The 16,306-nt window shown below is 35.5% G+C and carries 11 protein-coding genes; 5 read left to right on the forward strand and 6 right to left on the reverse strand.

Annotation, left to right across the window (positions count from 1 at the left end):
- Positions 1-419 precede the first annotated feature (419 nt).
- The 3 genes from LNP19_RS06485 to clpX all read left to right on the forward strand — a co-directional run bounded on the left by LNP19_RS06485 (position 420) and on the right by clpX (position 3,938).
- Positions 420-1,745: a trigger factor gene (locus tag LNP19_RS06485; RefSeq protein ID WP_230063969.1), complete on the forward strand. Its 1,326-nt coding sequence runs from the start codon at positions 420-422 to the stop codon at positions 1,743-1,745.
- A 214-nt stretch (positions 1,746-1,959) separates the two neighbouring features.
- Positions 1,960-2,634, forward strand: a complete 675-nt coding sequence (gene clpP / locus LNP19_RS06490) for an ATP-dependent Clp endopeptidase proteolytic subunit ClpP (RefSeq protein ID WP_072942420.1) — start codon at positions 1,960-1,962, stop codon at positions 2,632-2,634.
- A 71-nt stretch (positions 2,635-2,705) separates the two neighbouring features.
- Positions 2,706-3,938 (forward strand): ATP-dependent Clp protease ATP-binding subunit ClpX, encoded by a 1,233-nt coding sequence (gene clpX / locus LNP19_RS06495; RefSeq protein WP_230063970.1) that lies wholly within the window; start codon positions 2,706-2,708, stop codon positions 3,936-3,938.
- A 53-nt stretch (positions 3,939-3,991) separates the two neighbouring features.
- Here the strand turns inward: clpX and LNP19_RS06500 are convergent, their stop codons facing one another.
- Together LNP19_RS06500 and LNP19_RS06505 are read right to left on the reverse strand one after the other, a co-directional pair.
- Positions 3,992-4,138: a hypothetical protein gene (locus LNP19_RS06500; RefSeq protein WP_230063971.1), complete on the reverse strand. Its 147-nt coding sequence runs from the start codon at positions 4,136-4,138 to the stop codon at positions 3,992-3,994.
- Between the two features lie 3 nt (positions 4,139-4,141).
- Positions 4,142-5,665, reverse strand: coding sequence for a GH3 auxin-responsive promoter family protein (locus LNP19_RS06505; RefSeq protein ID WP_230063972.1), 1,524 nt, complete (start codon positions 5,663-5,665; stop codon positions 4,142-4,144).
- Positions 5,666-5,804: 139 nt separating this feature from the next.
- On the opposite strand from LNP19_RS06505, the gene LNP19_RS06510 reads away from it, so the two are divergent.
- Positions 5,805-6,599, forward strand: coding sequence for a DUF2797 domain-containing protein (locus LNP19_RS06510; protein ID WP_230063973.1), 795 nt, complete (start codon positions 5,805-5,807; stop codon positions 6,597-6,599).
- A gap of 87 nt (positions 6,600-6,686) precedes the next feature.
- Here the strand turns inward: LNP19_RS06510 and LNP19_RS06515 are convergent, their stop codons facing one another.
- Positions 6,687-9,311, reverse strand: coding sequence for an AsmA family protein (locus tag LNP19_RS06515; RefSeq protein WP_230063974.1), 2,625 nt, complete (start codon positions 9,309-9,311; stop codon positions 6,687-6,689).
- A 160-nt stretch (positions 9,312-9,471) separates the two neighbouring features.
- A complete protein-coding gene (sppA, locus tag LNP19_RS06520; RefSeq protein ID WP_230063975.1) occupies positions 9,472-11,232 on the reverse strand; it encodes a signal peptide peptidase SppA in 1,761 nt (586 codons plus the stop codon).
- Between the two features lie 139 nt (positions 11,233-11,371).
- Between sppA and folK the strand changes: the two genes are divergently transcribed.
- Positions 11,372-12,505 carry a 2-amino-4-hydroxy-6-hydroxymethyldihydropteridine diphosphokinase gene (gene folK, locus LNP19_RS06525; protein WP_230063976.1) on the forward strand — a complete coding sequence of 378 codons (1,134 nt, stop codon included), beginning with the start codon at positions 11,372-11,374 and terminating at the stop codon, positions 12,503-12,505.
- Positions 12,506-12,510: 5 nt separating this feature from the next.
- Here the strand turns inward: folK and LNP19_RS06530 are convergent, their stop codons facing one another.
- Both LNP19_RS06530 and LNP19_RS06535 read right to left on the reverse strand, forming a co-directional pair.
- Positions 12,511-15,597, reverse strand: a complete 3,087-nt coding sequence (locus LNP19_RS06530; RefSeq protein WP_230063977.1) for a T9SS type B sorting domain-containing protein — start codon at positions 15,595-15,597, stop codon at positions 12,511-12,513.
- A 100-nt stretch (positions 15,598-15,697) separates the two neighbouring features.
- Entirely contained in the window at positions 15,698-16,234 is a 537-nt protein-coding gene (locus LNP19_RS06535; protein ID WP_230063978.1) for an RNA methyltransferase, read from the reverse strand.
- Positions 16,235-16,306 lie beyond the last annotated feature (72 nt).

The following is a 16,306-nucleotide window of genomic DNA, read 5'->3' on the forward strand; positions in this document are numbered from 1 at the left end:
TATGATTAAAGACTTTTTAAAAGATTAGCTTATTGTGGCTTAGCAAGTTCAATTTGTCCTACAAAAATGGATAATCGATGGCTTTAATTCAGATCTTTAGCTAGCGCGAGCGTCCCGCTCGTGCCCACAGTCAAAATCATTTAAAAAAATATAGTAGAATCATTGACTATCTAATTTTTTTTTGTTTTTTTATGCTGTGTGTGCACGAGCGGGACGCTCGCGCTAGCTGTGGAACTTCGTTTGTAACGAACAGCCTACCCCGCAGTTTTTACGGAGGGACATGCTCAAATTATTTTCCTTTTTAGATTTTGAATTTTAGTAAATAACCGCCTAAAATTCAAAATGGTAAAATCCTTGGTTGGCTTGTAAAAATTTTATAATTTTGCAACCCAATTTTATTATGTAAATTAAAGAAGAAGATGGATATTAAAAGAGTAGCAATAGACGCTGTAAATGAAACGATTGTAATGACAGTTGTTCACATGGATTACAAAGGTCAAGTAGCCAAAAGAATAAACGAAAAAATGCCATTGGCAACCGTAAAAGGTTTTAGAAAAGGGCAGGTACCTAAAGATCTTGTTGAAAAACAATACGGTAAAAAAATAAAAGAAGAAGAGGTAAAAAAAGTAGTTGATTTGGCTCTTGAGCGTTTCGTTCAGTCTGAAAGATTAAACCTTCTTGGAACTCCACTTCCTAAAGTGAACGAAAATTTTGATTGGGATGCTGAGGAATTGGTATTCGAATATGAAATTGGTTTGGTTCCAAATTTTGAATTAGACTTAGAGGCTAAAAACGACATCGTGAAATATGTGGTTACTGCTGACGATAAATTAATTGACGGTCAAGTAGAGCGTATCCAAAAACAATTTGGTACTGCCATCCCTCAAGAAGTGGTTGTGGCAGGTTCAGATTTGACAGGAACTTTCACAAATGAAGAAAACGGAATCAATAACGCAACAACTATTTCTTTGGATATTTTTAAAGACAAAGCTACTGCTGATAAATTCATCGGTAAAAAAGTAGGTGATGTGGTTACTGTAAATACAAAAGATTTATTTGAAGACGCTCATCAATTGATGGATGTGATGAAAATTGCTCATGATGAGGTTCATACTATTGCAGTTGACGTAGATTTCACTATCGAAGCAATCAATACAACTGAATTGGCTGAATTAAACCAAGAATTGTTTGATAAATTGTTTGGAGCTGGAAATGTAGCTTCACTAGAAGAATTGAAGGCAAAAATCAAAGAAGATGCTGAAGCTCAATTTGCACAACAAGCAGACCAAAAATTATTAGGAGATGTTACTGAGTTCTTAATCGAAAATACCAAATTTGATTTACCGGCTGAATTCCTTAAAAAATGGTTGCAAACTGTAGGAGAGAAAAAAATGACTCCAGAAGAAGCTGAAGTAGAATATGCACGTTCTGAAAAAGGATTGCGTTTTCAATTGATCGAAGGTAGAGCAATGGCTCAATCAGACATCAAAATCACTTTTGAAGATTTGAAAACATTTACAGCGAAAAACATTCGTCAACAAATGGCACAATTCGGGCAAACAAATCCTACAGACGAAGAAGTTCAAGGAATTGTAGCGAGAGTTTTGTCTAACCAAGACGAAGTAAAAAGACTTTCTGACCAAGTGGTAGCTGAGAAGTTATTGGAATTGTTCAAAGAAAAAGCAAACCCAACAACTAAAGAAGTTACTTACGAAGAATTTATTGCTGCATCTTACGGAGAATAAATTTTTGTTTGTAATGTCATAAAGTCGAAAGTCAAAGGCCCTAAGAGTGCAAGAGATTATTAAAATTTTATGATTTCATAACAGATGGTAAACAATAAAAAATAGTTATATTTGAGCGTCAGAAATTTTTTTCTGACGCTCTTTTGTTTGATGCTTCGCATTATGTTTGAGCAACTTTCAGACATTAGACTTTCAAACTTTTAAACCTATAAAAATGAACTACGGTAAAGAATTTAAAAAATTTGCTACAAAGCACCAAGGAGTAAATGCAATGTATTACGATAAAATCGTAAGTGCTATGACTCCTACAAATATGACTCCCTATATTATCGAAGAACGTCAGTTGAATATTTCGCAATTAGACGTTTTTTCGAGATTGATGATGGACAGAATTATATTTCTTGGAACAGGAATTGACGATCAAATTGCAAATATCGTTCAAGCGCAATTGTTGTTCCTTGAAAGTGCCGATGCTTCAAAAGACATTCAAATTTATTTGAATTCTCCAGGAGGAAGCGTTTACGCCGGTTTAGGGATTTATGACACCATGCAATACATTAAGCCTGATGTAGCTACAATCTGTACAGGAATGGCTGCTTCTATGGGAGCCGTGTTGTTATGCGCAGGTGCGGCAGGAAAACGTTCGGCTTTGCCACATTCAAGAGTAATGATTCACCAGCCATCAGGAGGAGCACAAGGTGTTGCTACGGATATGGAAATCAATTTGAGAGAAATGTTGAAACTGAAAGACGAATTATATAAAATTATTTCGCACCATTCAGGACAAACTTTCGAAAAAGTACACAATGATAGCGAACGCGATTATTGGATGATTGCTGAAGAAGCAAAAGCATACGGAATGATTGATGAAGTTTTAATAAGAGGATAAAAATCAGTTGGCAGTTTGCAGTCGCAGTATTCAGTACTGTAGCTGTTAGCCGAGACTGAAAACTATAAAAGATGGCGAAAGAAAAATTAGAATGCTCATTTTGTGGAAGGAAAAAGCCAGAAACCCAATTGTTAATTGCGGGAATTGATGCGCATATTTGTGATAAATGTATTGAGCAAGCACATGGAATTGTTCTTGAAGAAATAAAATCAAGCGGAAGTTCTAAATTGGTTGGTGATTTGATTTTGAAAAAGCCAAAAGAAATCAGAGCGTTTTTAGATCAATATGTTATTGGTCAGGATCAAACAAAGAAAGTAATGTCGGTTGCGGTTTACAATCACTACAAACGTTTGATGCAACAGCAATTAGACGATGAGGTAGAGATCGAAAAAAGTAACATTATCATGGTGGGACAAACGGGAACAGGAAAAACATTGGTGGCCAAAACCATCGCTAAAATGTTAGACGTTCCTTTGGCTATCGTTGATGCCACGGTATTGACCGAAGCAGGTTATGTTGGAGAAGATGTAGAGAGTATTTTAACCCGTCTTTTACAAGCTGCAGATTATGATGTGGCCAAAGCGGAACGTGGAATTGTATTCATTGATGAAATTGATAAAATTGCCCGTAAGAGCGATAATCCATCTATTACACGTGATGTTTCGGGAGAAGGAGTGCAACAAGCCTTATTGAAATTATTGGAAGGAACGGTAGTAAATGTACCGCCTAAAGGAGGGCGTAAGCACCCGGACCAAAAATTTGTTGAGGTTAATACCCAAAACATTTTGTTTATCGCCGGTGGTGCTTTTGATGGTGTTGAAAGAATAATTTCGAAACGTTTGAACCGTCAGGCTGTGGGTTATTCTACTTCAAAAAATGTGGATAATATTGACAAAGACAATTTGTTACAATACATCATCCCAAAAGACATCAAGGATTTTGGATTAATTCCCGAAATTATTGGTCGTTTGCCGGTCTTGACTCACATGGATCCTTTGGATAGAGAAACCTTGAGAGCGATTTTGACACAGCCTAAAAATGCTTTAATTAAGCAGTATCAAAAATTATTTTTGATGGATGAGGTAGAATTCACGATTACTGATGAGGCGTTAGATTTTATTGTGGATAAAGCTTTAGAATACAAATTAGGAGCTCGTGGATTGCGTTCTTTATGCGAAGCAATCTTAACGGATGCGATGTATGAATTGCCAAGTTCTGATGATAAAGTATTAGAAATCAATAAAGAATATGCAAAGGAAACTTTGAATAGAAATTTGTTGAAACGATTGGAAATTGCTTCATAATCCAACTTATAAATAGTAAAAATCCCGTATTGTGAGTTCAATACGGGATTTTTTTATGCTTTAATAGTGATTTTTGCTTGGATTTCCGGCTGAATCAATTCGGGCTGAGTTTGGCAAATTCCTCTTGCGCCACAACGCATTCTATGCGGCCCACAGGAAGTTAAAATGAAAAACACGGCTATTAGGTGAATTGTTTTCATGGGTTAAATTGCTGTAAATTGCCTGTCTTTCAACTGTTCCAAATAATCTCTTTGGTTGGACAACCTTGGAATTTTGTGTTGTCCGCCTAGTTTGTTGCGGTCTTTTAACCAGTCATAGAACAGGTTTTCGCGAGCCACATTTAAAATTAGCGGATTTAGCGTCATATTGTTGTGTCTTTTGGCTTCATAATCTGAGTTTAAAGACTGTAAAGTTTCGTCTAGAATTCTTTGAAAAAGGGCTACGTCGGCTGGTTTTTTCTTGAACTCAACCATCCATTCATGTGCTCCTTTCTCTTTGTCAATCATAAAAACAGGTGCCACTGTATAATCAATAACTTCTGATTGGGTCAACTGACAGGCTTTGGCTATGGCCTGATCGGTATTTTCGACCATCAATTCTTCGCCAAAAACATTGATGTGGTGTTTAGTTCTGCCAGTTACTCTAATTCGGTACGGATTTAATGAGGTGAAACGAACGGTGTCACCAATCAAATAGCGCCACAAACCAGAATTGGTAGTAATGACCAAAGCATAATTTTTGAAAAGCTCCACTTCAGACAAGCGGATCGTTTTTTGGTTTGCAGTTCCAAAAGTATCCATTGGAATAAATTCGTAGAAAATTCCGTAATCTAACATTAACAGTAAATCACTGGAATTGTTCAAGTCCTGAATGGCAAAGAAACCTTCAGAGGCATTGTATATTTCGTAGTATTTAAAATCTTTTTTCGGTAATATTTTTTTGTATTGGTCGCGATATGGTTCAAAACTGACGCCACCGTGAAAATACACTTCTAAATTAGGCCAAATTTCCAGTAAGTTTCCTTTTCCTGTTTCTTCGAGCATTTTATTCATTAAAACCAACATCCACGATGGAACTCCGGCGAAACTGGTGACGTTTTCATTTTTGGTTTCGTTTATGATGGCTGCGATTTTGGCTTCCCATTCGCTCATCAACGAAATCTTGTTGCTTGGCGTACTGCTGAATTCAGCCCAAATAGGCATGTTTTCAATCAGTATCGCCGATAAGTCGCCAAAAAAAGTATTCTTATCTTCATATATTTGAGAGCTGCCGCCAAGGCGAAGACTTTTTCCAAGAAAGAGTTCAGAGTCTTCGTTGTTGTTCAAATACAAACAAAGTAAATCTTTGCTTCCTTTGTAATGACAGTCTTCCAGCGCTTCGTTGCTGACAGGAATAAATTTGCTTTTGGCATTAGTGGTTCCGCTTGATTTGGCAAACCATTTTATAGGGGTCTCCCAAAAAACATGCTGTTCGCCTTGTCTGGTGCGCTCTATTAAGGGTTGTAATTCTTCATAAGTAGAAATAGGAACTCGTTCAGCAAATGCTTGGTATGATTTTATGGACGCATAGTCATATTCAGTGCCTAAGGCTGTTTTTTCGGAGCCTCGTATTAGATTTAACAATAACTCTTCCTGAACTTCATTGGGGTATTTTATGAAAAGTTCAATCTGGTGGATTCGTTGCTTTAAAACCCAAGATGCAAAAGAATTTATTATTGTTAATGGCATATAGATTTCAGATTGTTGATTAACGATTTTAGATTTCAAATTTTTGCAATTGCAAAAAGGGTGAAATTTAAGATTTGAATATTAACTTTACCAAAAATAACAAAATTTGTTAAACTTCAAACTTTAAAATTTAAACTTAATGCAATACGAGGGAGTACTTACTAAGATGCAAACAGAATTTGGAGAGCCGATTCAATATTATTTGGTTTTTGAGGATAGTTTTTTAAACGTAAATCAATTGTTAGATAAAAATATTGAAATCAATTTTGAAGGCTATCAATGTTTGAATTGTGGAAAGAAGAAGAAGATATTTCGTCAGGGATTTTGCTATGAATGTTTTTATTCCAGTGCTGCTGTTGGAGATTGGATTATGAAACCGGAGTTAAGTACCGCCCATTTGGGAATAGCTGACAGGGATTTGGTTTATGAACAGAAAGTACAATTGCAACCTCATATTGTTTATTTGGCTTTGTCAAGTGAAGTAAAAGTGGGAGTGACCAGAAAAACCCAAGTGCCTACCCGATGGATTGATCAGGGAGCAATTCAGGCCATTTCGATAGTGGAAGTACCCAATCGTTATTTGGCGGGAATCACTGAGGTAGCACTAAAAGACCATTATGCCGATAAAACCAATTGGCGAAAAATGTTAACTAATTCTGTAGAGCATATTGACTTAATTCAAGAACGATTGAAACTGGAAAACCTCATTCCTGCCGAAGTTCAGGAATACTTCTTTTTGAATAAAAATGATTTGTACGAGATGCATTATCCTGTTTTGGAATATCCTGCCAAAGTTAAAAGTTTGAGTTTGGATAAAACGCCTCATTTTCAAGGGAAATTAACCGGTATAAAAGGGCAGTATCTTTTATTTGAAGACGGAACGGTTTTTAATATTAGAGGCTCTGAGGGTTATGTGGTGAAAATTGCTGTTTAAACTAAACAATACTATTAAAGCAATAAAAAAGAGGAATCCTGAACTATCAGGATTCCTCTTTTTTTAGGACAAATTCTAAATTGCTTTTTATTTTACTTTTGTAGTGTCGGCTACTTTTTTCTTTTTATTGAAAAGTCCGTTCAATAGTTCCGAGGCTTTCGCTTTAACTTCCTCTTTCGCTTTTGTTTTTACTTCTTCTTTAGTTGCCGGGACAACTGTTTTGGTAGTGTCGCCAGGTTTTTTGTTTTTGTTGATTAAATCAGTCAATGCCGATGTGCCTTTACCAACCAATTTCTCTTTTTGTTGTTGAATCAATTGATTGGTCAGATTGCTAACTGCCGTTTTTAAATCAGTGGATATCTTAGGATTTGTAAAATTACCTGTTAGCATGGCATTGATTGGAATGTTTTCCAGTTTCGCAGCATCAGCTGGAGATAGTTTTGCGATTAAGGCGTTGGCTTCAGAGCCTAAATATTTAGCAGGAACATCAAATTTTAAATTGTAATTCATGCTTTGGTCAAAGCCATGTGTTCCGCCAATGTTTGCTTTTATGTCCTGATATTTGATATCAAAAGGTTTTACGTTAACCATGCCGTTTTTGAAAGTAATTGCCGCTTTTAAATCATTTAAATTGATTTTCTTTAAATCAATAAATTTCAAATTTGAACCTAGAGCTGTCAGTAAGGTGGAATTACTTGAATTGACGGTTGTTGAAAGTAATTGTCCTAATAAATCTCCCGTTAATGTTTTTAAATCAGGACTCATGGAATCGGTTAGATTTCCGTTCAGTTTTATGGTCGAATTTAATTTTCCGTTGATAATTCCTGCTATTGGAGCAATTTTTTTCAACATGTCCAATTGGGTAAATGACTGCGCGATGTCTACTTGGTTTAACCCCAAATTCATGTCAAAAGTAGGTGTTTTTCCTTTTGTGGAAACTGCTCCGTTTAAGCCAATGGTTCCGCCAAAAATAGATGTTTTTACATTTTCCATCGTCAGTTTTTCGTCTTTAACAATCAGTTTTCCAGAAACGTTTTTTAGAGTTAAGTTATCGTATAAAACCGTATTCGCTTTTGCAGTAAGAGAACAATTCAAGAAAGCGGGAATTTTCATGGCTTCTGTTTGTTTGGTCTCCGCTTTACTGGCTTCTTCTGTGGTCATAAAATCGCTAACCGCAATTTGATTAGAATTCAGGTTAAAGTTTCCTTTTAGTTCTTGATTTTTAAAGATAAAACCATAAAAGTTTTCTAAAACGCCGCTTACACTAAGATCACTTTTACCGGTTGCAGCATCAAATTGTTTTAGATTGACCTGATTTGGATTGAATTGTACCAAGGCTTTGCTGATGTTCATGGTTTTGCCATTTTCATCAACATATTTAAATCCGGTCAAGCTCATCGTTCCAGCATTGTTGATGTTTTGGTACTGACTCTTTTCGACCGATTGCATGTCGAATTTGGTGGTTACATCCGCTTTCAAAATTCCGCTCAAAGGTTTGTCCAGTTTTACGGGATAAGCTTTGGATAAATTCCCCAAGTTGATGGTTCCTTTTAAAGCCGCATTGACTAAGGCGTTTTGAGTTATATTTCTAATGTTTGCTTTTGCATTAAAAACATCTTGATCTATTCTAAAAGAAAGTTTGTCCAGATTGACATAAGTATCGTTCAGGATTCCCGTTTCGTTTATAATTTTAGTGTCAATGATAATGTTTTGAACTGATTTTGGTAGATCAGGATATTGAAATGAAGCATTGTTTGATGCGATTTCGACATTGAATTTTGGAACAGTCGTATCTGAATAAAGGCCTTTTGCAAAGCCGATGACCGTAAAATCTCCGGTCGTTTTTACATTATCTAAACTCGAAGCATAGGCCGCTGGAATGATTCCTAAGAAGTTTTTGAAAGAGGAAGTGGGTGTTTTAAATTTCAAATCATATTCCTGACCAGCCTCAACAAGTTGAATAAACCCATCAAATTCTAGCGGTAATTGGTTGATTAATGCTTTGTTTTCTTTGAAAGTATATTTGCTTTTTTCTAAATCAATTCCTAAAACGGCATCGAGTGTTAGTGCAACATTTTTCATGTAATTGACTTTGTCCATGTCGAGAGACACTTTTGCAGTCGACTTAGTGACCAAATCCAATTTTGATGCCGCAAAATCTCCAGTTCCTTCATGGTTCAGACTATCGATGCGCATTTTTATTTTGGAACTTTCGTCAAAATAGCGAAACTGGAAATTTTCTATTTTATAATCCTGTATTTTTAAGGATAAAGGTTTGCTTTTGGTATCGTCCGTATTAGTGTCATCTTTGAGAGCAATGTCATAATTGCCAATTCCATCCTTGTTGAAAATGATATTTATTAAACCGTTTTTTGACGAAATTCCTTCGATATTCATCGCTTCGTTTTCTCCTTTAAAAAGTTCCTTGATAGACATTTTTAAATTTAATTCTCCAAGCGAAACTAAAGTGTCGCCCTCAAATGGCGCTTTGTTGATGATCAGTAATTGATCTAAGGTAACTGTGGCGTTAGGAAAACTCTTGAACAAACTCAAATCAGCTTCTGCAAAAGTGACTTTTGCATCTACTTTTTGATTAATAGCATCTGCAATTTTAGCTTTTATTTGATCCTTAAAGAAATACGGAATAGCGAATAATGCCGCAACAAATAGGATGATTGTAATTCCGGTGATTTTTAAAATTTTCTTTAGCATATCTTTTAATGTTTTTGTTTTTCAATTAGTAGTGCAAAAATGTTGCCTTAATTTATTTACAAAAATAATATTTTATGAATTAAGGAATCTTTAAAGTTGTCATAAAAAAGAATCCGTTTGAAATTTAATCAAACGGATTCTTTTTTGGTTTTAAACTCTTTTATTGGATGTTGATTTCAAATGGCATCATTGCCTGAACTCCTTTTTTAGTTTGTAGTTTTTTTATTTGTTCTAAGACCCTGTAGTTCTCTTCGCCAATTTCTTCTTTTATTAAGGCTTCTTTAGATTGTCCAAAAGGGAATTCGGCAAAAAGATCATTGATGTCTTTCTTGTATTCTGGATAGTTTTGAGTAGAAAAATCTTTTGTTTTAGATAATCTTGCTGCTTCGTTAATTGCATCTTTTAATCCACCGATTTTATCCACCAATCCAATTTTGATCGCTTCAGAACCCGTCCAAACTCTACCTTGTGCAATGGCGTCCACTTGTGCAAAGGTCATTTTCCTACCTTCGGCAACGTGGGTTACAAAAGTTTTGTAGATGTGTTCTACTCCTTCCAGTGTGACTGCTTTGAATTTTTCGTCAATAGGTACAAATGGGCTGTATCTTGCCGCATTTTCATGGGTTTTTACTTGTTCTGTGTTTATTCCTATTTTAGTGGCTAGTTGGCTAAAATTAGGTAATATTCCAAAAACCCCTATAGAGCCTGTGATGGTGTTGTTTTCGGCAAAAATAGTGTTCGCATTACAAGCGATATAATACCCGCCCGAAGCCGCATAATTGCCCATGGAAACCACGACTGGCTTTACTTTTTTTGTTAATTCGACTTCTCTCCAAATTAAATCAGAGGTCAAGGCACTTCCACCAGGACTGTCAATACGAAGTACAATGGCTTTTACGTTTTTGTTTTTTCTTGCATCTTGCAATGAACGGCGCATCGATCCTTCGCCTATAGTGGTAACATCACCTTCGCCGCCTTGAATTTCGCCTTGGGCATAAATTATGGCTATTTGATCTTTACTGTCATTCAGCGCTGCAGTAGTCATTATTTTTTTGGTGTATTCGGAAATACTGACTTTGTTGTAGTCTTCGTCTTTGTTAACTTTCAAAGCTTTTTTGATGGCATTGTGGTAAACATCTTCATAGGCTACAACGTCTACTAGTTTTTGTTCTTTTGCCATTGCTGGTGTTCTGGCAAGAAGTCCATTAGCAATTGCATTCAGTTGTGCTACAGATACGTTTCTGCTTTTTGAGATGTCAGCGGCAACAGAGCTCCAAATCGAATTTAATAAAGCAGTAACTTGTTCCCTGTTGGCATCACTCATTTTGTTTTCCAGGAAAGGTTCTACGGCGCTTTTGTATTTTCCGTGACGTATCACTTCCATTTTTACGCCGGATTTATCTTGTAAATCTTTGAAAAACATAATTTCAGAAGACAAACCTTTAAAATCCATATCTCCTACAGGATTGATATAGATCGTATTGGCAACGGAGTTTAAGTAATATTCTTTTTGGGAATAGGAATTAGCGTAAGCCATTACAAATTTTCCTGACTTTTTGAAACTTTCCAAAGCATCTCTTAACGTTTTACTTTGTGCCATACCTAAAGAGGAGTAGTTGTTTAGGATAGAAATCCCTTTGATGTTGTCGTCTATTTTAGCCTCTTCGATAGCCGAGAGAACATCTGATAATCCGATATTTTTTTTGTCTGAAAAAATGGTGATCCATGGATCTTCGTATTTTCCGGCATAATCATGTTTGATGTGTTCCAAATTCAATTCGATAACCGAATTGTTTTTGATTTCTACCGTTTCGGCCTCACCGCCAAAAACGGTTGCGATAATCAGAATTCCAAAAAAGAATAACATGCAAAAGACAAATAGCCCTATGATGGTTGCCAAAACATTTCCTAAAAACTTCATAATAATATTTTTATATAATAAGTAGTGAAAAGTGCTAAAATGTTACATTACGAGATGGTATAAGTGAAAATTTAGTTCCAACACTTTGCGCAAATATATCGCTATTTCTAAAATTCTTTTAGTTAATTTGTGCTTAATTATGAAAGCACAGCATCAGGTCATTTTATCTATAGGGAGTAATCAAGGCGATCGACTTGAAAATATAAAACATTGCATTGAGTTAATCCATCAGGAAATGGGTACTGTTATCAAAGTTTCCCGAGTTTATGAAACCCCTTCCTGGGGTTTTGAAAGTGATGATTTTTACAATTGTGCTTTAGTTTTACATACCTTTAATACGGCTCATAAAATCTTGTCTCAGGCTTTAAAGATTGAAAAAAAACTGGGTCGCATTAGAGGAACTGAGAAAGGATATCAGTCCCGAATCATTGATATTGACTTAGTTGCTTTTGATGAGGAGATTGTAGATTCTGAAAAATTGCAAATTCCACATCCTTTAATGCAAAATAGAAATTTTGTATTGCTGCCGGTTCAGGATTTAAATTTAGATTGGAAACATCCCGTTTTTGATAAGACAATCTCGGAACTGTTGGAGAGTTCTCCGGATTTAAGTATTTGCAAAGTGGTTCAGAATTTAGAAAGTCCTTTGGACAGTATTACTCTGGAACAGTTTAATTATGTTGCTTTTGAAGGAAATATTGGAGCCGGAAAAACAACTTTGGTCTCTAAAATCGCCGATGATTTCAATGCGAAAACAGTTTTGGAGCGTTTTGCCGATAATCCTTTTTTACCTAAATTTTATAAAGATCAGAATCGCTATGCTTTTCCGCTGGAGATGTCTTTTTTGGCTGACAGATACCAGCAATTGTCGGATGATTTAGCACAATTTGATTTGTTTAAAGATTTTCTAGTTGCCGATTATCATATTTTTAAATCCTTGATTTTTGCCAAAATTACCTTGGCAGATGATGAATACCGTTTGTACCGCAACTTATTCGATATTATTTATAGGGAAATGCCAAAACCTGATTTGTACGTTTATTTGTATCAAAATTCGGAACGACTACTACAAAACATCAAGAAAAGGGGTAGAAGTTACGAACAAGAAATCCCAGCCGAATATCTAGATAAAATTAATAATGGCTATCTGGATTATATAAAATCACAAACGGATTTAAATGTGCTGATTATTGATGTTTCTGATAGGGATTTTGTAAAAAATCAGGAAGATTATCTTTATATTTTGGATGAAATTAAAAAGAAAATAAGCTAATGTAATTACCTTTTTAATGAGAAATGGCCTTTTATCTCAGGTTTTGTTTGGTCTATTTTTATCACATACCAATAATCTGAAGCAGGCAATAAATTTTTATTGTAAGTTCCGTCCCAGGTTGATTTTAATGTGTTTAGTGTGGTAATTAATTTTCCATATCGGTCAAAAATGGCTACTTCGGCTTCTGAGTAATTAATTAATCCTTTTATTTCCCAAAAATCATTATACCCATCATTGTTTGGGGTGAAAAACTTAGGGACATTGAGTATGATAAAGGTTTGTGAATCATAACTGCAAAGATTAACTTCTCTTACATATGCTGTTTGAAGTCCGCTTGGGACATTAAAAAAAATATTTGAGCTTTGATAGTTAATGCCGTCAACAGAATATTCAAAATAATTTTCCGGATTTTTTAGATTGATTGCAACGGTAGTTTCATTGATTGTAATGTTTTTTATCTGTGGCAAATTGCGTTTTAGCACAGTGATTTTTTTGGTGCTGGTACAGTTTTCCGGTGTGGAACTGGTTATTTCCACTGTGTAGATACCAGGATTTGATACAATAATTTCTTGGGTTGTTTCGCCGGTAGACCATTCGTAGTGCATTCCTGGGAGTAAAGCATCCAGTGTTAATGTGCTTAATTCACAAAGTATTACTTCTTCGTCTGCCACCAAAGGAGGTTGGTAAACAGTTATGGTTACTGGAATTCGTATGCCATTGGTACAGCTGTTATTTATGGCTTCTACATAATATGTTGTACTTTGTGTGATGTTTGTTGTAAAACGAGTCCCTATCCCTTCGATAGATGTTCCGGTTAGGGTTGAATACCATTTAATACTTCCAATATCAGAGTTTGCTGTTAGAGTTACCAATCCCGCACCGCATCTGGAAACAGGAGAGTTTGTCATGCTAATTGTAGGGGTTTTGTCTATTGTGGCTGTTACTGGAATTCTGGTTGTAGAGCATTCGGTACTTACATAATAAGTTGTCGAGGTCAGTAATTGAGGTGTTGTGAAACTATTGCCTGTTGCCAATGGAGTAGTAACAGTTGCGTCGCCATACCAATATACATTTCCAATTGAAGCAGTTGCTTTAAGTGTAACGGCTCCAGAATCACAAATTATGGCGGGAGTTGTTCCAGAGATTTGAGGGATTGTTATTGTTGTGCTGGCAGCAACTTTTAGTATGGGGTCTCCTGTTGTTCCGCCGTATTCGACAATATATCCTTTGGGATAATATAATCCGGGACCTCCAATATCTGCTAAATCATTCCATGAGCCCTTGATTGCACCGGGAAGGTTTGGGTCGGTAATATGGGCATAATGTTCAATGCTTCCAGAACCATTGTTGGGTTCTCCGATGTTCCAAAAGGCAAAGTTTGGAGTATATCCATTTTGTATTCCATTCCAAAATACAGTCCCTTTTTCTGGGCCTGTCATCCATTTCCAGACCCCTTCCGTTGTAGCGTCACTACCGCCAATCCAGCCAGTGCCTGAAGCTTGCGCTCCGACTAACTGTGCTTCTTCAGAAGTTGTTATGGTCGCTAGATAACCCTGTAAGCCATAATAAGTTCTTAATTCGGCTTCTGTTTTCGCATTTGTCCAAGTGATACCTGGGCTAGGGATAAATTGATAATAGTGACCTGATGACGGAAGATAATTGGCCTGTCCAATGCTAATGGAAAAGTTCCGAATACCTGATGGGTTAAGTGTTGAATTGTTGAATTGGACATCCTTTATAGCTGCGACAAAGTCTGTATAGAGTACTGGTATTCCGGTTGGACTGTATAGTTTTAATTTTCCTTCGCCAACATCCCAACTCGTTGTGATCGTTGGGTGTGATCCAGCAAGGATTAATTGATCTTGTCCGTTGATATAGCCTGAAGTAATTTGAATATAAATTGCATCAGTACTTATGTCGTCTGAATCAGTAATTGTTATGTCAGTTACTATTTTGATGTTGGTGAGTGGGCAATAGATTTGGTCACCTATAGTAGAAATAATGGGAGCGGAGTTGTTGATTGGAGGAACTATTGCGTTACAGTTATTGGAATAACTAGCCGAGGCGTCTTTGTGTGATGTCCAGTTGATGTTGGAATAACTGGGATTATCTACTTGTATGCAGCTTAGGTTGGGGTTGAAAGTTAAGTCAAAGGGTACGGTATTGATATTTGTGTTATTTCCGTTTTTTAAATTGAGACTTATTAGTTGATTATTAGAACAAGCAAAATCATTCAAGGAGGTGTTTTTGGAGACATCTAAACTGGTTAATTGATTATTGTCACAAAATAAAAGATTTAAAGAAGTGTTTTTAGAAACATCTAAACTAATTAATTGATTGTTCCAGCAAGTTAAAGCATTTAAAGAAGTGTTTTTGGTAACGTCCAAAGTGGTTAATTGATTTGTAGTACAATATAATTCCTTTAAATCCATGTTTTTAGAAACATCTAAACTTGTTAATTGATTAAAAGAACAAGTTAAATAAGTCAAAGAGGTGTTTTTAATAACATTCAAACTAGTTAATTGATTACTGAAACAAGATAAGTAAGTCAAAGAAGTATTTTTGGTAACATCTAAACTGGTAAGTTGATTTGTGCTGCAACCTAAACCAGCTAAAGCAGTATTTAGCGTAACATTAATGCTAGTTAATTCATTATCATTACAAAATAGATGAGTCAAAGCAGTGTTTGGCGTAACATTAATGCTAGTTAGTAGATTGTTGTTACAATCTAAATATGTCAAAGAAGTATTTTTTGTGACATCTAAACTGGTTAGTTGATTATTAAAACAAGATAAATAAGTCAGAGAAATGTTTTTAGTAACATCCAAACTAGTTAATTGATTGTTAAAACAATTCAAATTAGTTAATGCCAAAAAATCCTGAATTCCAGTTAGATTAGTGATGTTTTTACTAGAAACATCCAAACTGGAAAGTAGTTGAACATTAGCTGTAAGTACCTTTCCATCTGGAATGCCACTATCAATTCCTAAGTCAATAAGCGCCTTTTCAAAATTTACATCAGGAATAATAGTGCTTTGAGTAAACCCAGACAAACTATTGAATAATAAACCAATAAAGAATATTTTTTTCATACAAAATCGATTTCTCAAAATGATTTTGTAAAAATAGTTAAGAAATGTGTGAAATAAATGACAATAATAAATTCGTTTGTGTAAAAACTAAATTTAAAGTTTATCGATTCCATTTCAGTTTTTGGAATAAATCCCAAACCACAATTCCTGCGCTCACCGAGATGTTCAATGAATGCTTGGTTCCAAGTTGCGGAATTTCGATGCAGCCATCGCATAAGGCAACTGCTTCTTGAGAAACACCATGAACTTCATTCCCGAAAACTAAGGCGTATTTCTGGTCTTTCTCTATTTTGAAATTTTGAAGAAAAATGGCGCTTTCGACTTGTTCTATCGCCAATGTCGTTACGTTTTCTTTTTTTAAATTGGCAATGACTTCAAGTACGTTTTCGTTATGTTCCCAGGCAACGGTATCTGTTGCGCCAAGTGCTGTTTTGTGAATTTCTTTGTTTGGAGGTGTCGCTGTTATGCCGCACAAATATATTTTTTCAATCAAAAAAGCATCGGCAGTCCTGAATACCGATCCAATATTGTGCAAACTGCGGACATCATCCAGTATTAAAATGATTGGTGTTTTTTCTGATTTTTTGAAATCCTCAATTGATTTTCTTTCTAGTTCACTGTTTTCTAATTTTCTCATTCTCTTTTTGGGGTATGTTGAAATAAAAAAAGCTTCCAAGAGTGAGGAAGCTTTTTAATGATATTATTTTAA

The sequence above is a fragment of the Flavobacterium acetivorans genome (assembly GCF_020911885.1).
GTDB classification, from domain to species: Bacteria; Bacteroidota; Bacteroidia; order Flavobacteriales; family Flavobacteriaceae; genus Flavobacterium; species Flavobacterium acetivorans.